The organism is Chromobacterium violaceum ATCC 12472 (assembly GCF_000007705.1).
Taxonomy (GTDB): domain Bacteria; phylum Pseudomonadota; class Gammaproteobacteria; order Burkholderiales; family Chromobacteriaceae; genus Chromobacterium; species Chromobacterium violaceum.
In genome coordinates, this window is record NC_005085.1 from 1,105,097 (window position 1) to 1,124,890 (window position 19,794).

17 protein-coding genes are annotated in these 19,794 nt (G+C 62.1%); 13 read left to right on the plus strand and 4 right to left on the minus strand.

The features are described from left to right. Nucleotides 1–339: 339 nt before the first annotated feature. The 4 genes from CV_RS22720 to CV_RS05205 all read right to left on the minus strand — a co-directional run bounded on the left by CV_RS22720 (nt 340) and on the right by CV_RS05205 (nt 5,615). Entirely contained in the window at nt 340–1,704 is a 1,365-nt protein-coding gene (locus CV_RS22720) for an SIR2 family NAD-dependent protein deacylase (protein WP_011134614.1), read from the minus strand. A 113-nt stretch (nt 1,705–1,817) separates the two neighbouring features. Continuing rightward, nucleotides 1,818–3,326, minus strand: coding sequence for a lysine--tRNA ligase (lysS, locus tag CV_RS05195; protein ID WP_011134615.1), 1,509 nt, complete (start codon nt 3,324–3,326; stop codon nt 1,818–1,820). 89 nt (nt 3,327–3,415) lie between these two features. Continuing rightward, nucleotides 3,416–4,523 (minus strand): peptide chain release factor 2 gene (gene prfB / locus CV_RS05200; RefSeq protein WP_099973773.1). Its coding sequence is split into 2 segments (ribosomal slippage): nt 3,416–4,438 and nt 4,440–4,523, totalling 1,107 coding nucleotides; the frame shifts between segments, so codons are not numbered across the junction. 111 nt (nt 4,524–4,634) lie between these two features. Beyond that, nucleotides 4,635–5,615, minus strand: coding sequence for a malate dehydrogenase (locus CV_RS05205; protein WP_011134617.1), 981 nt, complete (start codon nt 5,613–5,615; stop codon nt 4,635–4,637). Nucleotides 5,616–5,812: 197 nt separating this feature from the next. On the opposite strand from CV_RS05205, the gene CV_RS05210 reads away from it, so the two are divergent. The 13 genes from CV_RS05210 to sucD all read left to right on the plus strand — a co-directional run bounded on the left by CV_RS05210 (nt 5,813) and on the right by sucD (nt 19,749). Further along, complete coding sequence (locus CV_RS05210) at nt 5,813–6,547, plus strand: GntR family transcriptional regulator (protein ID WP_043595557.1); 735 nt, start codon at nt 5,813–5,815, stop codon at nt 6,545–6,547. Nucleotides 6,548–6,765: 218 nt separating this feature from the next. Continuing rightward, a complete protein-coding gene (sdhC, locus tag CV_RS05215) occupies nt 6,766–7,143 on the plus strand; it encodes a succinate dehydrogenase, cytochrome b556 subunit (protein ID WP_011134620.1) in 378 nt (125 codons plus the stop codon). Then, nucleotides 7,137–7,481, plus strand: a complete 345-nt coding sequence (sdhD, locus tag CV_RS05220; protein ID WP_011134621.1) for a succinate dehydrogenase, hydrophobic membrane anchor protein — start codon at nt 7,137–7,139, stop codon at nt 7,479–7,481. Before sdhC ends, sdhD begins: the two co-directional genes overlap by 7 nt. Next, a complete protein-coding gene (gene sdhA / locus CV_RS05225) occupies nt 7,481–9,256 on the plus strand; it encodes a succinate dehydrogenase flavoprotein subunit (protein ID WP_011134622.1) in 1,776 nt (591 codons plus the stop codon). The genes sdhD and sdhA overlap by 1 nt, the downstream gene beginning before the upstream one ends. A gap of 14 nt (nt 9,257–9,270) precedes the next feature. Continuing rightward, a complete protein-coding gene (locus tag CV_RS05230) occupies nt 9,271–9,981 on the plus strand; it encodes a succinate dehydrogenase iron-sulfur subunit (RefSeq protein WP_011134623.1) in 711 nt (236 codons plus the stop codon). After that, a complete protein-coding gene (locus CV_RS05235) occupies nt 9,978–10,226 on the plus strand; it encodes a succinate dehydrogenase assembly factor 2 (protein WP_011134624.1) in 249 nt (82 codons plus the stop codon). Before CV_RS05230 ends, CV_RS05235 begins: the two co-directional genes overlap by 4 nt. Before the next feature lie 33 nt (nt 10,227–10,259). Continuing rightward, a complete protein-coding gene (gene gltA / locus CV_RS05240; RefSeq protein WP_011134625.1) occupies nt 10,260–11,567 on the plus strand; it encodes a citrate synthase in 1,308 nt (435 codons plus the stop codon). Between the two features lie 131 nt (nt 11,568–11,698). After that, nucleotides 11,699–14,527, plus strand: coding sequence for a 2-oxoglutarate dehydrogenase E1 component (locus CV_RS05245; RefSeq protein ID WP_011134626.1), 2,829 nt, complete (start codon nt 11,699–11,701; stop codon nt 14,525–14,527). Between the two features lie 52 nt (nt 14,528–14,579). Continuing rightward, the gene (gene odhB / locus CV_RS05250; RefSeq protein WP_011134627.1) at nt 14,580–15,809 is read left to right on the plus strand and encodes a 2-oxoglutarate dehydrogenase complex dihydrolipoyllysine-residue succinyltransferase; all 1,230 of its coding nucleotides are present in this window, start codon (nt 14,580–14,582) and stop codon (nt 15,807–15,809) included. A gap of 56 nt (nt 15,810–15,865) precedes the next feature. Next, nucleotides 15,866–16,051 (plus strand): hypothetical protein, encoded by a 186-nt coding sequence (locus CV_RS05255; RefSeq protein ID WP_011134628.1) that lies wholly within the window; start codon nt 15,866–15,868, stop codon nt 16,049–16,051. A gap of 16 nt (nt 16,052–16,067) precedes the next feature. Beyond that, a complete protein-coding gene (lpdA, locus tag CV_RS05260) occupies nt 16,068–17,501 on the plus strand; it encodes a dihydrolipoyl dehydrogenase (RefSeq protein ID WP_011134629.1) in 1,434 nt (477 codons plus the stop codon). A 163-nt stretch (nt 17,502–17,664) separates the two neighbouring features. Then, nucleotides 17,665–18,837, plus strand: coding sequence for an ADP-forming succinate--CoA ligase subunit beta (gene sucC / locus CV_RS05265; protein WP_011134630.1), 1,173 nt, complete (start codon nt 17,665–17,667; stop codon nt 18,835–18,837). Between the two features lie 27 nt (nt 18,838–18,864). Next, nucleotides 18,865–19,749, plus strand: coding sequence for a succinate--CoA ligase subunit alpha (gene sucD, locus CV_RS05270; protein ID WP_011134631.1), 885 nt, complete (start codon nt 18,865–18,867; stop codon nt 19,747–19,749). The last annotated feature ends 45 nt before the right edge of the window (nt 19,750–19,794 follow it).

Below are 19,794 nucleotides of genomic sequence, written 5' to 3' on the forward strand. Positions count from 1 at the left end.
TTGTATTGATTTTCATTGGGGTATAATCGAACCGACTTGCCCCTGTCCCATCAGCGCAAGCCGATTCCGAAGCCCTTTCCAAGGTTTTAAGCCGCCGCTTGTTTGAGCGGGGCGACGCTAGCGCCCCGCGAGTTCGGCGGCGCCTTGGAATGGGCTTTGGAGGCGGGGTTTCGCAGCGCTGCTGGGGCGCCTTTTCTTTCGTCCATTTCTTTTGGCGAGGCAAAAGAAATGGACCCGTCCAGCCGGGCGGAACCGGCGCCTAAATATTTGTCCGCGAAGCGGACACAACACTAATTGGTATTGCGTAGTAAACTTTGGGCTTTACGTGGTTCAGCTGACTTACAGCCAAGGTGGGTGATGATATTCTAAAAGTGGATTTTCTTTTAATCGCTGTACAACTTTTTCTGCATGGCGATATGACTCATCATTCTTTGTGAGTGAGTGAATTTTTTCTTTGTAATGCTCGATATCAGTAATACTTGGGCTATTTTCACTTTCTGAAAAATGAAAGTACATTGGGATGTCATTTTCCGTAAATTTTTCATGCTCATAAATGGCGACTAGTCCATTAATATAGCCTTCAATATATGCAATGTCTTCGAAAATGCCACGATTAATTATTTTATTTTTTATATCTTCGTATTTGTTTATAATTTCTTTTAGTTCGCATGCATGAGAGTATTCAGAGTTCCCACTCATATTAATTGCACGTTCTAGAGAGTGTTTTAATCCATCTTGATAACATGCCGAATAGATTGCATCAGGTTGATTGAGAAAATTAATTTCACTATGAAGTCTGTTGTGTTGAATGTTTGTTTTATATAAAAGCCGAGCGGAAAATTCTATAAATGAATCTTTTATAAAATGGCTGGCTATTTTAGGGTGTTGCTTTAATTTTTTAATAAAATACGTTCCATCCGTAATAATCGGAATTAGCCCAATTTTTCTAAACTTTTCTATCTCATTTTCAAATGGCGTTACTATATATGCTTGCTTGTGTAAACCTCGCATTTGTTTTCTAACAAAAGTATATATGCTGTTAAAGTCATAATCGGATAATGAGTATCCAATGAATATTATTGTTTGCGTTGCAAGAATGTCTTTTAGTTTGCTTCCTATTATTCCCTTGCTTAAATTTTTTGTGCATTTTTTGTAATCATCGGCGTCTGCAATAATCGATCCAAAATTGGTTTCTGATCCGTGTATTTTTAATACTCTTCTCTTTGCGGCTTCCCAGAATGCTATGTCTTGGTCAAATACAAATGGGGTTGCCTTACATTCCTCCTCAAAAAATGTATCCCAATTGGTTGTGATGATATTCTTGATAGGGAAGAATGTTCCTAATTCTCTATGGAATCTTGTTGCCATTTTACGGAGTTCTGGAAATGATTTTATTAGAGAGAATCTTTTAGTTATCATTTCCAATAATTTTATCCTGCCATTAGGCTGTGATTTTAGAGCTTGCATTAGATTTGGAAATGTAAGTTCTTTGACCCTTAAGTGGGGATTGATTTTGTAAAGTTCTAGTGCTACATCATCATAAAATGTATTTTTGAGAACGATGCGAGATTCTGTGCTAATGCCTGCACCTGCAAATATCGTAACCTTTTGTGAGTTAATTTCGTCAATAAGTGCTTCTGATATCTCAAAATCTTTTTCATTTTTACAAATAGCACATTCGCAGGTTAGGGCGTGATTTTCCATGTTATTCCATTTCTGATGGATAAATAGGACAGGCTACGTTTAAAGGTCGCAAAAAAGCCGCTCACCTTGCAGTGAGCGGCTTTCTCTTTAGCCCAATGTAAGCTTGCTACAGCTTACTCCGGACGCATATGCGGGAACAAGATCACATCCCGGATAGAAGGCGCATCCGTCAACAACATCACCAAGCGGTCGATGCCGATGCCGCAACCGCCGGTCGGCGGCAGGCCGTATTCCATCGCGCGGATGTAGTCGGCGTCGTAGTGCATCGCCTCGTCGTCGCCGGCGTCCTTCTGGGCGACTTGCGCCTGGAAGCGCGCGGCCTGGTCTTCCGGATCGTTCAACTCCGAGTAGCCGTTGGCGTGCTCGCGGCCGACGATGAACAGTTCGAAACGCTCGGTCAGGCCCGGCTGGGTGTCGGAGCCGCGCGCCAGCGGGGACACTTCCACCGGGTAGTCGATGATGAAGGTCGGGTTCCACAGCAGCGATTCGGCGCATTCCTCGAACAGCGCCAGCTGCAGGCTGCCCAGGCCCGGGGCCGGGGGCAGCTTGCCGCCCAGGCGCTTGATCTCGCTGGCCACCCAGGCGGCGTCGGACAGTTGCGCGTCGGTGTATTGCGGGTTGTAGTGCTTGATCGCCTGCACGATGGTGAAGCGGTCGAACGGCTTGCCCAGGTCCACTTCCTTGCCTTGGTAGGTCACGGTGGTGGAGCCGCAGGCAACCAGCGCGCACTCGCGGATGATGGTTTCGGTCATCTCCATCATGCGCTGGTAGTCGCTATATGCTTCGTAGAACTCGATCATGGTGAACTCGGGGTTGTGGCGCGTGCTCATCCCCTCGTTGCGGAAGTTGCGGTTGATCTCGAACACGCGTTCCAGGCCGCCGACCACCAGGCGCTTCAGGTACAGCTCCGGGGCGATGCGCAGGTAGAGCGGCATGTCCAGCGCGTTGTGGTGGGTGACGAAGGGTTTGGCCGACGCGCCGCCCGGGATCGGGTGCATCATCGGGGTTTCCACTTCCAGGTAGCCTTCGCCCACCATCACGTCGCGCACCTTCTGCACGATCTTGGAGCGCTTGATGAAGGTTTCGCGGCTTTCCTCGCTCATGATCAGGTCGGCGTAGCGCTGGCGGTACTTTGTTTCCTGGTCGGCGATGCCGTGGAATTTCTCCGGCAGCGGACGGATGTTCTTGGACAGCATGCGCACTTCGGTCGCCTGCACCGTCAGTTCGCCGGTCTTGGTCTTGAACAGCATGCCCTTGACGGCGACGATGTCGCCCAGGTCCCAGCGCTTGAAGTCGGCGTAGACGTCTTCGCCCACGTTGTCGCGGGAGATGAAGGCCTGGATGCGGCCGCTGACGTCCTGCAGGGTGGCGAAGCTGGCTTTGCCCATCACACGTTTAAGCATCATGCGGCCGGCGACGGCGACTTCGATTTTCTCGGCTTCCAGCGCCTCTGCCTCTTTGGCGGCGTGGTCGTCCTGCAGCGGTTTGGCGAAGTGGCTGCGTTTGAAGTCGTTGGGGTAGGCGATGCCTTTTTCGCGGATCGCCTGCAGTTTCTGGCGGCGTTCCGCCATGATCTGGTTTTCGTCTTGGCTTTGCGCCTGTGCTTGTTCGTGATCAGACATGATGACTCCGTGCCGGGTAGGGTTCCTTCGGCAATTAACTAAAAGTACAACGCGAAGGCCGGCCCCGATGGGAGCCGGCCCGATATGGCTTAGACGCCGTGCTTGAGGCTGGCTTCGATGAAGCCGTCCAGGTCGCCGTCCATGACGCCCTTGATGTTGCCCACTTCGTAGCTGGTGCGCAAATCCTTGATGCGGGATTGGTCGAACACGTAGGAGCGGATCTGGTGGCCCCAGCCCACGTCGGTCTTGGTGTCTTCCAGCGCCTGCTTGGCTTCGTTGCGCTTCTTCAGCTCCAGCTCGTACAGCTTGGCGCGCAGCATCTGCCAGGCCTCGTCGCGGTTGCGGTGCTGGGAACGGTCGTTCTGGCACTGCACGACGATGCCGGTGGGGATGTGGGTCAGACGCACGGCGGAGTCGGTCTTGTTGATGTGCTGGCCGCCGGCGCCGGAGGCGCGATAGGTGTCGGTGCGCACGTCCGCCGGGTTGATGTCGATCTCGAAGCTGTCGTCCACTTCCGGATACACGAACACCGACGAGAACGAGGTGTGGCGGCGGGCGTTGGAGTCGAACGGCGACACGCGCACCAGGCGGTGCACGCCCACTTCGGTGCGCAGCAGGCCGTAGGCGTACTCGCCCTCGATCTTCAGCGTGGCGCTGGTGACGCCGGCCACTTCGCCCTCGGACAGTTCCAGCACGTCCACCTTGAAGCCCTTGCGCTCGGCGTAGCGGGTATACATGCGCAGCAGCATGCCGGCCCAGTCCTGGGCTTCGGTGCCGCCGGCGCCGGCCTGGATGTCGATGAAGCAGTTGGTGGGGTCCATCGGATCGTGGAACATGCGGCGGAATTCCAGCTGCGCCACTTTGGCTTCCACTTCTTCCAGATCGGCCTGCACCGCGAGGATGGTGTCGTCGTCTTCCTCGCTCTTGCCCATGTCGAACAGTTCGCGGCTGTCGCCGATGGTGGCGTTGATGCCGTCCAGCACCAGCACCACGTCTTCCAGCTGCTTGCGCTCGCGGCCCAGCTCCTGCGCCTTTTTCGGCTCGTTCCAGATATCCGGGTCTTCGGTCAGACGGCTAACTTCTTCCAGACGGTCTTTTTTACCGTCGTAGTCAAAGATACCCCCGAATGTCGGCGGCGCGGGCGGCCAGGTCTTCGATTTTGGCCGCGATTTGGTTCAGAACTTCAACTTCAATCATGCTTGCGCTCCAAATGGCAGTCTGTATTAGTAAATTCAAATGTTCATTCGCGGTTTGACCAAAGACAAAAAGCGCACCGTTTGGTGCGCTTCTCTTCGGTCAGGCCGGCAATCAGCCAAACAGGTGGGCGATGGCTGCGCGCTCTTCTTCCAGCTCGGCCAGGGTCAGGTCCATCCGCTCGCGGCTGAACGCGTCGATCTCCAGGCCTTCTACACGTTTGTATTCGCCATTTTCGCATACAACCGGTACGCCGTACATCACGCCTTCCGGGATGCCGTAGGAACCGTCGGAGGGCACGCCCATGGTCACCCACTTGCCATTGGTGCCCAGCACCCAGTCGCGGATGTGGTCGATGGCGGCGTTGGCGGCGGAGGCGGCGGAGGACAGGCCGCGCGCTTCGATGATGGCGGCGCCGCGCTTGCCCACGGTGGGCAGGAACACGTCGCGGTTCCACACGTCGTCGTTGATCATGGCCTTCACCGACTGGCCGTCGATGGTGGCGAAGCGGTAGTCGGCGTACATGGTCGGCGAGTGGTTGCCCCACACGGCCAGCTTCTCGATGGAGGCCACCGGCTTGCCGGTCTTGGCGGCGATTTGCGACAGCGCGCGGTTGTGGTCAAGACGCAACATGGCGGTGAAGTTTTTCGGATCCAGGTCCGGAGCGGACTTCATCGCGATCCAGGCGTTGGTGTTGGCCGGGTTGCCCACCACCAGCACCTTGACGTCGCGGGCGGCGTGGTCGTTCAGAGCCTTGCCCTGAACGGTGAAGATGGCGCCGTTGGCTTCCAGCAGGTCCTTGCGCTCCATGCCCTTGCTGCGCGGGCGGGCGCCGACCAGCAGGGCGACCTTCACATCCTTGAATGCCACGTTCGGGTCGTCGGTGGCGACCATGCCGGCCAGCAGCGGGAAGGCACAGTCTTCCAGCTCCATCATCACGCCCTTCAGCGCGGTTTGAGCCTGCGGCAGGTCCAGCAGATGAAGAATGACGGGTTGATCTTTGCCCAGCATTTCACCACTGGCAATGCGGAACAGCAGGCTGTAGCCGATCTGGCCGGCAGCGCCGGTAACGGCAACGCGAACGGGGGCTTTCATTGGCGGACTCTCCTTTGATGTATCCGATAATGAGCTGCAGATGTTGCTCTGCAGTATAGGTGTGTTGCGAGTGTAACACGGTTGCCCGTGAATTTGGATTGGGACGATGGAATATCCGACCAAACAGACGTTTGAGTCTTATGTCTTATATAAGACTTATCTTTACGCTTGATTTGTTTGGTGTTAAAACACAGACCATGACAGCCAATACGCTGAGAAGACAGCCGCTTTATGCCCAGGTCAAACAGCTGCTGCTGCAGCGGATGGGCGCCGGCGAATGGGAGGCGCACGACGCGCTGCCCAGTGAATGGGAGCTGGCCGACGAGCTGGGCGCGAGCCAGGGCACGGTGAGAAAGGCGTTGTCGGAACTGGTGGATGCGGGGCTGTTGTACCGCCAGCAGGGCAGGGGCACTTACGTGGCGCCGGTGCCGGGCGACTGGGGCGAGGCCGCGCTGCTGACGCCGGGCCTGTTTTTCGAGCGGCCGGACGAATTGGTCAGGGAGTTTCTCGGCATGTCCCGGCTGAACGCCAGCGAGGACATCGCCGAGGCTTTGCAATTGCGGCGCCTTGCGCCTTTATTGAGAATTCGCCAGCTGTGGCGTTGGCACGGCGCCCCGGTGGCGCTGGACGACGCGCTGCTGCCCGCGGAGGCGTTCGACGGCATGGACGCGCGCTGGCTGCGCAACTCCGCCGGCGTGTACGCGACGCTGCAGCAACGCTTCGGCGTGCGGGTGAAGGTGGTGTGCGAGCAGTTCCGCGCCGAGATGCTGCCGCGCGAGGAGGCGGCGCTGCTGGGCGTGACCGGCATGGTGGCCGATGTGCCGGCGCTTTGCCTGCTGCGGCTGTCGGCGGACATGGATGGCCGCCCGCTGGAGTGGCGGCAGCGCTACTGCCTGACGCACCAGCTGGCCTATACAGTGAAACACGGCTGAGCGCCGCTGTCCTTGACGCAGATTAAACGGCGCGCGGCCAGCGGGATAGACCAACATTTGTTAGAATCCCCGGCGCATATTGCAGACGAATTTCGCAATATGCCAGGTAAAGGCGGATACCGCTCCCAGGAAAAAGGACGGGTTCGCCAGGCGCTTCGCCCGCGGTGGGCGGGCGTCATGTAAAACCACTTGGTCACAAAACATCCAAGGAAAGCCTTATGCAGAAGCAAAGACCGAAGCATCTGGACTTGGCCAGGATCAGACTGCCCGTTCCGGGTTTCGTCTCCATCCTGCACCGGGTCAGTGGTGTGGCGTTGTTCTTTTCCCTCCCGCTGTTGATCTATCTGCTGCACGGTTCGCTCAGCTCCGCCGAATCGTTCGACACCTACAAGGCGGTCGTGTCCCACCCGCTGATGAAGCTGGCATTGCTGGGCCTGATCTGGGCCTATCTGCATCACTTCTGCGCCGGCATCCGCTTCCTGTTTCTCGACATTCACAAGGGTCTCGAACTCGAGACCGCCCGCGGCACCGCCAAGACCGTGCTGGTCGTCAGCCTGGTGCTGACCGCGGTTCTGGGAGGTATCGCTCTATGGTAAACCGTCATGTCGTCGGCGCCGGCTACGGCCTGCGCGATTGGATCATGCAGCGCGTCACCGCCGTGGTGATGGTGCTCTACACCGTGGCCCTGGCGCTGTTCCTGCTGGCGCTGCCGGCCGGCTACGAAGGCTGGAAGTCTCTGTTCAGCCATACCTGGGTCCAGCTGTTCACCCAGGTGACCTTGCTGGCGCTGTTCCTGCACGTATGGGTGGGCATCCGCGACGTCTGGATGGACTACGTGAAGCCGGTGGGCATCCGCCTGGCCCTGCACGTGTTCACCATCGTCTGGCTGGTTTCCTGTTTCATCTATTCCGTTAAAGTGGTCTGGGGGCTGTAATGGGCGTAGCTGTTCGTCATTTTGATGCGGTAGTCGTGGGCGCCGGCGGTGCCGGCATGCGCGCCGCGCTGCAACTGTCGGAAGCTGGTCTGAAGACCGCCGTGCTGTCCAAGGTGTTCCCGACCCGTTCCCACACCGTGGCCGCCCAGGGCGGCGTGTCCGCCTCGCTCGGCAACTCCGAGCCGGACAACTGGCACTGGCACATGTACGACACCGTCAAGGGGTCGGACTGGCTGGGCGACCAGGACGCCATCGAATTCATGTGCCGCGAGGCGCCGAAGGTGGTGGTGGAGCTTGAGCATTTCGGCATGCCGTTCGACCGCAACCCGGACGGCACCATCTACCAGCGTCCGTTCGGCGGCCACATGTCCGAATTCGGCGAAGGCAAGCCGGTCCGCCGCGCCTGCGCCGCCGCCGACCGCACCGGCCACGCGATGCTGCACGCGCTGTACCAGCGCAATGTGCGCGCCAACACCCACTTCTTCGTGGAGTGGATGGCGCTGGACCTGATCCGCGACGCCGAAGGCCGCGTGCAGGGCGTGGTGGCGATGGAAATGGAAACCTCGGAAATCGTCGTGTTCCAGGCCAAGGCCACCCTGTTCGCCACCGGCGGCGCCGGCCGCATCTTCGCCTCGTCCACCAATGCCTTCATCAATACCGGCGACGGCCTGGGCATGGCCGCCCGCGCCGGCATCCCGCTGGAAGACATGGAGTTCTGGCAGTTCCACCCGACCGGCGTGGCCGGCGCGGGCGTGCTGATCACCGAAGGCGTGCGCGGCGAAGGCGGCATTCTGCGCAACAGCTCCGGCGAGCGCTTCATGGAGCGCTACGCGCCGAACGCCAAGGACCTGGCCTCCCGCGACGTGGTATCGCGCGCGATGGTGTCCGAGATCAACGAAGGCCGCGGCTGCGGCCCGAACAAGGACCACGTGCTGCTGGACATCACCCACCTCGACCCCGAGGTGATCATGTCCAAGCTGCCGGGCATCCGCGAGATCTCGATCAAGTTCGCCGGCGTGGACCCGATCAAGGCTCCGATCCCGGTGGTGCCGACCTGCCACTACCAGATGGGCGGCATCCCCACCAACTACCACGGTGAAGTGGTGGTGCACGGGGCGCCGGTGCACGGCTTCTACGCCGCCGGCGAAGTGGCCTGCGCGTCGGTGCACGGCGCCAACCGCCTGGGCACCAACTCGCTGCTGGACCTGCTGGTCTTCGGCAAGAGCTCGGCCAACTCGATGATCGAGTTCATCAAGCAGCAGCCGGAAGACCTGCCGCCGCTGGCGATGGCCGACGTAGAGCGTTCGGTCGCCCGCGTCGCGCGTCTGGACAATCAGACCAATGGCGTGCAGGTGCACGACGCCCGCGCCGAGATGCAGCGCGTGATGCAGACCCACTGCGGCGTGTTCCGCTTCAAGGACATGCTGGCCGAGGGCGTGGAGAAGATCCTGGAAGTGGCGGACATGGTCGCCAAGACCGAGATCGGCGACAAGTCCAAGGTGTTCAACACCGCGCGCATCGAGGCGCTGGAGCTGGAGAACCTGATCGAAGTGGCCAAGGCCACCATGGTTTCGGCCAATGCCCGCACCGAGAGCCGCGGCGCCCACGTGCGCGACGACGCGCCGGACACCCCGGACACCCCGAACGGCCGCGACGACGCGAACTGGCTGAAGCACACGCTGTGGTTCCGCGACGGCAACCGTCTGGAGTACAAGCCGGTGAACATGAAGCCGCTGACCGTTGACACGATCAAGTTGAAGGCCCGCTCCTACTAAGGGTTGAACCAGAGATGACTACCGAAAACGTCAAATTCCGCATCTACCGCTACGACCCGGACAAGGATGCCAAGCCGTACATGCAGGACATCAGCGTCGACATGGACGCCACCGAGCACAAGCTGCTGGACGCGCTGGTCAAGCTGAAGACCAAGGACGACACGCTGTCCTTCCGCCGCTCCTGTCGCGAAGGCGTCTGCGGCTCCGACGCGATGAACATCAACGGCAAGAACGGCCTGGCCTGCCTGACCGACTTCCGCACGCTGAAACAGCCGATCGAGCTGCGTCCGCTGCCGGGCCTGCCGGTGGTGCGCGACCTGATCGTGGACATGGCGCAGTTCTTCAAGCAGTACCACTCGATCAAGCCGTACGTGATCAACGACACGCCGCCGCCGGAACGCGAGCGCCGCCAGTCGCCGGAAGACCGCAAGGAGCTGGACGGCCTGTACGAGTGCATCCTGTGCGCGTGCTGCTCGACGTCCTGCCCGTCGTTCTGGTGGAACCCGGACAAGTTCGTCGGCCCGGCCGGCCTGCTGGCCGCCTACCGTTTCATCGCGGACACCCGCGACGAGGCGACCAACGAGCGTCTGGACAACCTGGAAGACCCGTACCGGCTGTTCCGCTGCCACACCATCATGAACTGCGTCGACGTGTGCCCGAAGGGTCTGAACCCGACCAAGGCCATCGGCAAGATCAAGGACCTGATGGTCAAGCGTGCGGTATGACGGCTTACGATCCGATCGAACTGAAACGGATCCGCTGGCGGTCGCGGCGGGGCCTGCTGGAGCTGGACCTGGTGCTGGAGAAGTTTTTCGCCGGCCCCTTCGACCAGCTGGCGCCCGCCCAGATCGACGCGTACCGGCGGCTGCTGGACCTGCCGGACACCGATTTTCTGGATGTCGTCAACGGCAAGGCCGATCTCGACGATTCGGAATTGATGGCCATCGTGGCGATCCTGCGATCGCTGTGACGGCCGGCCCCAAACCATTACAACAACGAAATAATGACTGGGAGTATTGCTGTGGAAACTAATCGCAAAGTCACGCTCAGCTACAACGAGGGCAAGGAAACCCTGGACCTGCCGGTCCTGGGGGGCACGCTGGGTCCGGATGTCGTCGACATCCGCGGCTTCGGCAAAACAGGCATGTTCACCTTCGACCCGGGCTTCCTGGCCACCGCCAGCTGCGAGTCCAAGATCACCTTCATCGACGGCGACCTGGGCCATCTGTACTACCGCGGCTACCCGATCGAGCAGCTGGCCGAGAAGAGCGACTACCTGGAAGTCTGCTACCTGCTGCTGAACGGCGAGCTGCCGACCGCGGCGCAGCGCAAGGAATTCGAACGCGGCGTGATGCGCCACAACATGCTGCACGACCAGCTGATGAGCCTGTTCAAGGGCTTCCGCCGCGACGCGCACCCGATGGCGGTGATGGTGGGCGTGGTGGGCGCGCTGTCCGCCTTCTACCATGACTCGCTGGACATCTCCAATCCGGAGCACCGCCGCATCTCGGCCCACCGCCTGATCGCCAAGCTGCCGACCATCGCCGCCCAGGCTTACCGCTACAACAAGGGCCTGCCGTTCTCCTATCCGAAGAACGGCCTGACCTATGCGGAAAACTTCCTGCACATGATGTTCTCCACCCCGTGCGAGGAGTACAAGGTGAACCCGGTGCTGGCGCGCGCGCTGGACCGCATCTTCACCCTGCACGCCGACCACGAGCAGAACGCCTCCACCTCCACCGTCCGTCTGGCCGGCTCCTCCGGCGCCAACCCGTTCGCGTGCATCGCCGCCTGCATCGCCTGCCTGTGGGGCCCGTCCCACGGCGGCGCCAACGAGGCCGTGCTGAAGATGCTGGACGAGATCGGTTCCGTGGACAATGTGGCCGACTTCATGCAGGGCGTGAAGGACAAGCGCTACAAGCTGATGGGCTTCGGCCACCGCGTGTACAAGAACATGGACCCGCGCGCCGCCATCATGAAGCAGACCTGCGACGAAGTGCTGAACGAGCTGGGCCTGCATAACGATCCGAAATTCAAGCTGGCCATGGAGCTGGAAAAGATCGCGCTGTCCGACCCGTACTTCATCGAGCGCAAGCTGTACCCGAACGTGGACTTCTACTCCGGCATCGTGCTGTCCGCGATCGGCATCCCGGTTTCCATGTTCACCCCGATCTTCGCGCTGGCCCGCACCGTGGGCTGGATCGCGCACTGGAACGAGATGATCGGCGATCCGGGCATGAAGATCGGCCGTCCGCGCCAGCTGTACACCGGCGCCGCGCGCCGCGACTTCGTGGAAGTCGCCAAGCGCTGATTTGACTGAATCGGGGTTGGTTGAAGCGGGGGCTTCGACCAGCCCTTTTTTCAGAGCGCTGGGGCAAGGCCGCCTTGCCCAAGCGCTTTGAGTGAATGCTGCAACATCCAAGACCAAAGGGTAGCCAGACCATGATGCAATCCATGTACAGCCATTCCTATCTGTTCGGTGGGAATGCCCCGTTCATCGAGGAGCTGTACGAACAGTACCTCGTTGACGCCAACTCCGTTCCGCAGGAATGGCGCGACTACTTCGACAAGCTGGCCCAGGCGCCGGGCGCCGCCGAGCGCGACGTGCCGCACCTGCCTATCCAGGAGTCCTTCATCCAGCTGGCCAAGAAGCCGGTGATCGGCCAGCGCAGCGCCGCCGCCACCGACTGGGAAGCCATGCGGAAGCAGGTGGGCGTGCTGAAGCTGATCTCCGCCTACCGCGTGCTGGGCGCGCGCCAGGCCAACCTGGACCCGCTGAAGCGCATGGACCAGGCCATCGTGCGCGAACTGGACCCGGCTACCCACGGTCTGACCGACGCCGACATGGCGGTGCAGTTCAACGTGGGTTCGCTGGCCGGCCCGCAGAAGCTGCCGCTGTCCGACATCCTGTCGCGCCTGAAGCAGACCTACTGCGGCAACATCGGCGTCGAATACATGCACATCACCCAGTCCGACGAAAAGCACTGGGTGCAAAAGCGCTTCGAGGGCGACCTGTCCACCCCGCGCTACGACGCCGACAAGAAAAAGCGCATCCTGAAGCAGATCACCGCGGCCGAGACGCTGGAACGCTACTTGCACACCAAATACGTCGGCCAGAAGCGCTTCTCGCTGGAAGGCGGCGAGTCCGCGATCGCGGCGCTGGACCACCTGATCCAGAACGCCACCGAGCAGGGCGTGCAGGAACTGATCATCGGCATGGCCCACCGCGGCCGCCTGAACGTGCTGGTCAACACCCTGGGCAAGCTGCCGCGCGACCTGTTCGCCGAATTCGAAGGCAAGGCCGCCCAGCAGATGGCTTCCGGCGACGTGAAGTACCACATGGGCTTCTCGTCCGACATCCCGACCGCCAACGGCCCGATGCACGTGTCGCTGGCGTTCAACCCGTCCCACCTGGAAATCGTCAACCCGGTGGTGGAAGGCTCGGTCCGCGCCCGCCAGGAGCGCCGCAAGGACACCGAGCGCAAGACCGCCGTCCCGGTGCTGATCCACGGCGACTCCGCCTTCGGCGGCCTGGGCGTCAACCAGGGCACCTTCAACCTGTCGCAGACCCGCGGCTACGGCACCGGCGGCACCATCCACATCGTCATCAACAACCAGGTGGGCTTCACCACCTCGGACACTCGCGACATCCGCTCGACGATGTATTGCACCGACGTGGCCAAGATGATCGAGGCGCCGATCCTGCACGTGAACGGCGACGATCCGGAAGCCGTCTGCTACGTGATGCAGGCCGCGCTGGATTACCGCATGACCTTCAAGAAGGACGTGGTGATCGATCTGGTGTGCTACCGCAAGCTGGGCCACAACGAGGGCGACGACCCGTTCCTGACCCAGCCGATGATGTACAAGAAGATCGCCAAGCACCAGGGCGTGCGCGCGATGTACGCCGAGCGCCTGGTGCAGGAAGGCGTGCTGAAGGCCGAAGAGGCCGACGCGCAGATCCAGGCCTACCGCGACGCGCTGGACAAGGGCGAACACGTCGAGCAGACCACGCTGTCCAACTACAAGCGCGAGCACGCGCTGGACTTCAGCCAGTACCTGGGCACCCACTGGGCGCACCCGACCGACACCTCGCTGCCGCAGGCCGACATCCAGCGGCTGACCGACAAGTTCACCACGCTGCCGGAAGGCTTCAAGCTGCACCCGACCGTGCAAAAGGTGCTGGCCGCGCGCAAGGCGATGGCCGCCGGCGAGCAGAACGTCGACTGGGGCATGGCCGAGACGCTGGCCTACGCCTCCCTGGTGACCAACGGCTTCGGCGTGCGCATCTCCGGCGAAGACTCCGGCCGCGGCACCTTCAGCCACCGCCACGCCGTGCTGCACGACCAGAACCGCGAGCGCTGGGACCAGGGCACCTATGTGCCGCTGCGCAATATGTCCGACAACCAGGCCGACTTCCTGGTGATCGACTCCATCCTGAACGAGGAAGCGGTGCTGGCCTATGAATACGGCTACGCCTGTTCCGCTCCGGACCAGCTGGTGATCTGGGAAGCCCAGTTCGGCGACTTCGCCAACGGCGCCCAGGTGGCCATCGACCAGTTCATCTCTTCCGGCGAAACCAAGTGGGGCCGCCTGTGCGGCCTGACCAGCATCCTGCCGCACGGCTACGACGGCCAGGGCCCGGAGCACTCCTCCGCCCGCGTCGAGCGCTGGCTGCAGCTGTGCGCCGAGCACAATATGCAGATCGTGATGCCGTCCGAGGCCGGCCAGATGTTCCACCTGCTGCGCCGCCAGGTGCTGCGTCCGTACCGCAAGCCGCTGGTGATCTTCCTGTCCAAGCGCCTGCTGCGCTTCAAGGATTCGATGAGCCCGATCGAAGACCTGACCTCCGGCGGCTTCCGCCCGGTGATCGGCGACGCGGTGGTCAAGGATCCGAAGAAGGTCAAGCGCGTGCTGCTGTGCGCGGGCCAGGTCTATTACGATCTCGCCGCTGCCCGCAAGGAGCGCGGCCTGGAGGACGACATCGCCATCGTCCGCATCGAGCAGCTGTACCCGTTCCCGACCGAGCAGGTGGCCGCCGAGCTGGCGCGCTTCACCCAGGCCAAGGAAGTGATGTGGGTGCAGGAAGAGCCGCGCAACCAGGGCGCCTGGTACCAGATCCGCCACCGCCTGGAAGGCCTGCTGAGCGCCAAGCAGCAGCTGTCGTTCGCCGGCCGTCCGTCGTCGGCTTCGCCGGCGGTCGGCTATATGAGCAAGCACGTCGCCCAACTGAAGGCCTTCGTCGAAGAAGCGATGTCGGTCGCCCGCTGAGCCAACGAGAAAGAAGGGGCGGCATCGCGGCCGCCCCGCCATGGAGAAGAACATGCTGATTGAAGTCAAAGTCCCGCAACTGCCCGAGTCCGTATCCGAAGCCAGGCTGATGAGCTGGCACAAGAAGGTCGGCGAATTCGTCAAGCGCGACGAAAACCTGATCGACCTGGAAACCGACAAGGTGGTGCTGGAACTGCCGGCGCCGCAAGCCGGCGTGGTGGTGGAAATCATCGAGCAGGACGGCGCCACCGTGACCTCCGGCCAGCTGATCGCCAAGATCGACACCGCTGCCAAGGCGGGCGACGCCGCTCCGGCCGCCGCCGCCGCCGCTCCGGTTCAGGCCGCTCCGGCCGCCGGCGCCGCCGCGATGCCGTCCGCCGCCAAGCTGGCCGCCGAGACCGGCGTCGACCTGTCCAAGGTGGCCGGTTCCGGCCGCGACGGCCGCGTGCTGAAGGAAGACGTGCAGGCCGCCGCCAAGTCGGCCGCGCCGTCCCAGGCCGGCCCGGTGCTGGCCCCGGCTTCCGCCGGCGCCGCGCTGTCCGCCACCCCGGCCGCCGTCAACGTGGCCGGCATCCTGTCCGGCCGCGCCGAGCAGCGCGTGCCGATGTCCCGCCTGCGCCAGCGCGTGGCCGAGCGCCTGGTGATGAGCCAGCAGACCAACGCCATCCTCACCACCTTCAACGAAGTGAACATGAAGCCGGTGATGGACCTGCGCGCCAAGTACAAGGACCGCTTCGAGAAAGAGCACGGCATCAAGCTGGGCTTCATGGGCTTCTTCGTCAAGGCCGTGGTCGCCGCGCTGAAGAAGTACCCGATCGTCAACGCGTCCGTGGACGGCAACGACATCGTCTACCACGGCTACTTCGACGTGGGCGTGGCGGTGGGCAGCCCGCGCGGCCTGGTGGTGCCGGTGATCCGCAACGCCGACCAGCTGAGCCTGGCCGAGATCGAGAAGCAGATCGCCGACTTCGGCAAGCGCGCCCAGGAAGGCAAGCTGACCGTGGAAGAGCTGACCGGCGGCACCTACACCATCTCCAACGGCGGCACCTTCGGCTCGATGATGTCCACCCCCATCATCAACCCGCCGCAGTCCGCGATCCTGGGCATGCACGCCACCAAGGAGCGCGCCGTGGTTGAGAACGGTCAAGTGGTGGTGCGTCCGATGATGTATCTTGCCCAGTCCTACGACCACCGCATCATCGACGGTCGCGAGGCGGTGCTGAGCCTGGTGGCGATCAAGGACGCCATCGAGGATCCGGCGCGTCTGCTGCTCGACCTGTGATGAAGCGCCGGGCCGGCGCAAGCCGGCCCGTTTGAATCTGCATGAACGGAGCCAGAATGAATCTGCCGGATTGGGTTTACGCGTTCGCCTCGGTGTTGGCCGGGGCGGCCTTGTTGTTCCTCACCTGGAAGAAGCGCCAGCAGGGGATACGGGAAGACCGCTACAGCTTGTTCGGCAAGATCGTCATCGGGCTGTTCATGATCGCTTTCGGGGCCTTGCTGTTCAAAGTGGGCAAGGCCTGACCCCAAGGGAAAATCCATGAGCCAACAGTTTGATGTTGTAGTGATCGGCGGTGGTCCCGGCGGCTATGTGGCCGCCATCCGCGCGGCCCAGCTGGGCTTCAGCGCCGCCTGCGTCGACGCGTTCAAAAATCCGGAAGGCAAGCCGTCGCTGGGCGGCACCTGCCTGAACGTCGGCTGCATCCCGTCCAAGGCGCTGCTGCAGTCGTCGGAAAACTTCCACGCGGTGCAGCACGACTTCGCCAAGCACGGCATCAGCGTCTCCGGCGCCAAGATGGACGTCGGCCAGATGCTGTCGCGCAAGACCGACATCATCAACAAGAACGCCGCCGGCATCGGCTTCCTGTTCAAGAAGAACAAGGTCGCCAACATCCATGGCCTGGCCGCGTTCAAGGGCCGCCAGGGCGAGAAGTGGGTGATCGAAGTCACCGACGGCGGCAAGGTGGTGGACACCCTGGAAGCCGTGCACGTGATCGTCGCCACCGGCTCCAGCCCGCGCGCGCTGCCGGGCTTGGCCACCGACAACCAGCTGGTGCTGGACAACGAGGGCGCGCTGGCGCTGACCGCGGTGCCGAAGCGCCTGGGCGTGATCGGCGCCGGCGTGATCGGCCTGGAAATGGGCTCGGTATGGAAGCGCCTGGGCGCGGAAGTGACCATCCTGGAGGCCGCGCCGACCTTCCTGGCCGCCGCCGACCAGCAGATCGCCAAGGAAGCGTTCAAGACGCTGACCAAGGACACCGGCCTGGACATCAAGCTGGGCGTCAAGATCGGCGAAGTGAAGGCCGGCAAGAAGAGCGTCTCCGTCAGCTACGAGCTGAATGGCGAGGCGGTGAAGGCCGAGTTCGACAAGCTGATCGTCTCCATCGGCCGCGTGCCGAACACCCAGGGCCTGGGCGCGGAAACCGTCGGCCTGGCGCTGGACGAGCGCGGCTTCGTCGCCGTCGACGACCACTGCCACACCAATCTGCCCAATGTCTGGGCGATCGGCGACGTGGTGCGCGGCCCGATGCTGGCGCACAAGGCGTCGGAAGAGGGCGTGGCCGTGGCCGAGCGCATCGCCGGCCAGAAGCCGCACGTCGATTTCGGCGTGATCCCGTGGGTGATCTACACTTCGCCGGAGATCGCCTGGGTCGGCAAGACCGAAGAGCAACTGAAGGCCGAGGGCGTCGAGTACAAGAAGGGCACCTCCGGTTTCGGCGCCAACGGCCGCGCGCTGGGCCTGGGCCAGGCGCAGGGCACGGTGAAGATTCTGGCCGACGCCAAGACCGACCGCATCCTGGGCCTGCACATGATCGGCCCGATGGTGTCCGAGCTGGTCAGCGAAGGCGTGGTGTCGATGGAGTTCAAGGCCGCCAGCGAAGACCTGGCGCGCATCGTCCACGCCCACCCGTCGTTGTCGGAAGTGATACACGAAGCCGCCCTCGCCGCCGACAAGCGCGCGTTGCACGGTTGAGTGGACACGGGTCGTGTACAATGCGCACGACCCGACCGGTACAGGGCCGGAACACGCGCGCCGGGGGGCGCGCCCCGGCCCCGCCAACAAAGGTTTGGCAAGCGATCAAGGAATAGAGGCAGAGGCGCATGCCCGCCATCATTTCCCCGAAAGGAAACCATAGATGAACCTGCATGAATACCAAGCGAAAGAGCTGCTGAGCCGTTACGGCCTGCCGGTGCAACAAGGCATTCTGGCCAAGTCGCCGGAAGAGGCGGCTGCCGCTTACGACAAGCTGGGCGGCAAATTCGCCGTCGTGAAGGCCCAGGTGCACGCCGGCGGCCGCGGCAAGGCGGGCGGCGTGAAGGTGGTGAAGAGCCGCGAGGAAGCCGCGGAAGTCGCCAAGACCCTGATCGGCACCAACCTGGTGACCTACCAGACCGACGCCGCCGGCCAGCCGGTGAACAGCGTGCTGGTTTGCGAAGACATGTACCCGGTGCAGCGCGAACTGTACCTGGGCGCCGTGGTGGACCGCGGCAGCCAGCGCGTCGTGTTCATGGTTTCCACCGAAGGCGGCGTGGAAATCGAGAAGGTGGCTGAAGAGACCCCGGAAAAGATCATCAAGATCGAAGTGGACCCGCTGGTCGGCATGCAGCCGTTCCAGGCGCGCGACGCCGCTTTCGCGCTGGGCCTGTCCGGCGCGCAGGTCGCCGCGTTCAGCAAGCTGATGCTGGGCTCCTACCAGGCCTTCATCGAGAACGACTTCGCCCTGTTCGAAGTGAACCCGCTGGCGCTGCGCGAAAACGGCGAGCTGGCTTGCGTGGACGGCAAGATCAACCTGGACTCCAACGCCCTGTACCGCCACCCGGAACTGCTGGCCCAGCGCGACAAGAGCCAGGAGAACGAGCGCGAAGTGAAGGCTTCCGAGTTCGACCTGAACTACGTGGCCCTGGAAGGCAATATCGGCTGCATGGTGAACGGCGCCGGCCTGGCGATGGCTACCATGGACATCATCAAGCTGAAGGGCGGCCAGCCGGCCAACTTCCTGGACGTGGGCGGCGGCGCGACCAAAGAGCGCGTGATCGAAGCGTTCAAGCTGATCCTGGCCGACACCTCGGTGCAAGGCGTGCTGATCAACATCTTCGGCGGCATCGTCCGCTGCGACATGATCGCCGAAGCCATCATCGCCGCCGTGAAGGAAGTGAACGTGACCGTGCCGGTCGTGGTCCGTCTGGAAGGCAACAACGCCGAGCTGGGCGCCAAGATCCTGGACGAATCCGGCCTGAAACTGACTTCCGCCCAGGGTCTGAACGACGCTGCCGAGAAGATCGTCGCCGCCGTCAAGGCCGTGGCCTGAGACCCGCACTGAGCTGAGGAATACAAAATGAGCGTATTGGTAAACAAAGACACCAAAGTGCTGGTGCAAGGCTTCACCGGCAAGAACGGCACCTTCCACGCCGAGCAGGCGCTGAAAGTGGGCACCAAGGTCGTGGGCGGCGTGACCCCGGGCAAGGGCGGTTCCGAGCACCTGGGCCTGCCGGTGTTCAACACCATGAAGGACGCCGTGCGTCAGACCCAGGCCGACGCCTCGGTGATCTACGTGCCGGCGGCCTTCGCCAAGGACTCCATCCTGGAAGCCGTGGACAGCGGCGTGAAGCTGATCGTCTGCATCACCGAAGGCGTGCCCACCCTGGACATGCTGTACGTGAAGAAGGCCGTCGACGAAGCCGGCGTGCGCCTGATCGGCCCGAACTGCCCCGGCATCATCACCCCGGGCGAGTGCAAGATCGGCATCATGCCGTGGCACATCCACAACCCGGGCCGCATCGGCATCGTGTCCCGTTCCGGCACGCTGACCTATGAAGCCGTGGCGCAAACCACCGCGCTGGGCCTGGGCCAGTCCACCTGCATCGGCATCGGCGGCGACCCGATCCCGGGCACCAGCCACATCGACGCGCTGCGCCTGTTCCAGGACGATCCGGACACCGACGCCATCGTGATGATCGGCGAAATCGGCGGCACCGCCGAGGAAGAGGCTGCCGAATTCGCCAAGGCCTACGTGACCAAGCCGGTGGTCGGCTACATCGCCGGCGTCACCGCGCCGAAGGGCAAGCGCATGGGCCACGCCGGCGCCATCATCTCCGGCGGCAAAGGCACGGCGGAAGAGAAGTTCAAGGCCTTCGAGAAGGCCGGCATCGCCTACACCCGCAGCCCGGCCGAAATCGGCAAGACCATGTTCGACCTGCTGAAGAGCAAGGGCATGATCTAAGCCCGGTTTCCCGGTCTGAACGAAAACACCCCGCGAGCGATCGCG

What these genes read in the sequence shown, in the direction of transcription:
- CV_RS22720 (WP_011134614.1), bottom strand. Translation starts at nt 1,704, where the DNA reads ATGGAAAATCACGCCCTAACCTGCGAATGTGCTATTTGTAAAAATGAA.
- lysS (WP_011134615.1), bottom strand. Translation starts at nt 3,326, where the DNA reads ATGTCTGATCACGAACAAGCACAGGCGCAAAGCCAAGACGAAAACCAG.
- CV_RS05205 (WP_011134617.1), bottom strand. Translation starts at nt 5,615, where the DNA reads ATGAAAGCCCCCGTTCGCGTTGCCGTTACCGGCGCTGCCGGCCAGATC.
- CV_RS05210 (WP_043595557.1), top strand. Translation starts at nt 5,813, where the DNA reads ATGACAGCCAATACGCTGAGAAGACAGCCGCTTTATGCCCAGGTCAAA.
- sdhC (WP_011134620.1), top strand. Translation starts at nt 6,766, where the DNA reads ATGCAGAAGCAAAGACCGAAGCATCTGGACTTGGCCAGGATCAGACTG.
- sdhD (WP_011134621.1), top strand. Translation starts at nt 7,137, where the DNA reads ATGGTAAACCGTCATGTCGTCGGCGCCGGCTACGGCCTGCGCGATTGG.
- sdhA (WP_011134622.1), top strand. Translation starts at nt 7,481, where the DNA reads ATGGGCGTAGCTGTTCGTCATTTTGATGCGGTAGTCGTGGGCGCCGGC.
- CV_RS05230 (WP_011134623.1), top strand. Translation starts at nt 9,271, where the DNA reads ATGACTACCGAAAACGTCAAATTCCGCATCTACCGCTACGACCCGGAC.
- CV_RS05235 (WP_011134624.1), top strand. Translation starts at nt 9,978, where the DNA reads ATGACGGCTTACGATCCGATCGAACTGAAACGGATCCGCTGGCGGTCG.
- gltA (WP_011134625.1), top strand. Translation starts at nt 10,260, where the DNA reads ATGACTGGGAGTATTGCTGTGGAAACTAATCGCAAAGTCACGCTCAGC.
- CV_RS05245 (WP_011134626.1), top strand. Translation starts at nt 11,699, where the DNA reads ATGATGCAATCCATGTACAGCCATTCCTATCTGTTCGGTGGGAATGCC.
- odhB (WP_011134627.1), top strand. Translation starts at nt 14,580, where the DNA reads ATGCTGATTGAAGTCAAAGTCCCGCAACTGCCCGAGTCCGTATCCGAA.
- CV_RS05255 (WP_011134628.1), top strand. Translation starts at nt 15,866, where the DNA reads ATGAATCTGCCGGATTGGGTTTACGCGTTCGCCTCGGTGTTGGCCGGG.
- lpdA (WP_011134629.1), top strand. Translation starts at nt 16,068, where the DNA reads ATGAGCCAACAGTTTGATGTTGTAGTGATCGGCGGTGGTCCCGGCGGC.
- sucC (WP_011134630.1), top strand. Translation starts at nt 17,665, where the DNA reads ATGAACCTGCATGAATACCAAGCGAAAGAGCTGCTGAGCCGTTACGGC.
- sucD (WP_011134631.1), top strand. Translation starts at nt 18,865, where the DNA reads ATGAGCGTATTGGTAAACAAAGACACCAAAGTGCTGGTGCAAGGCTTC.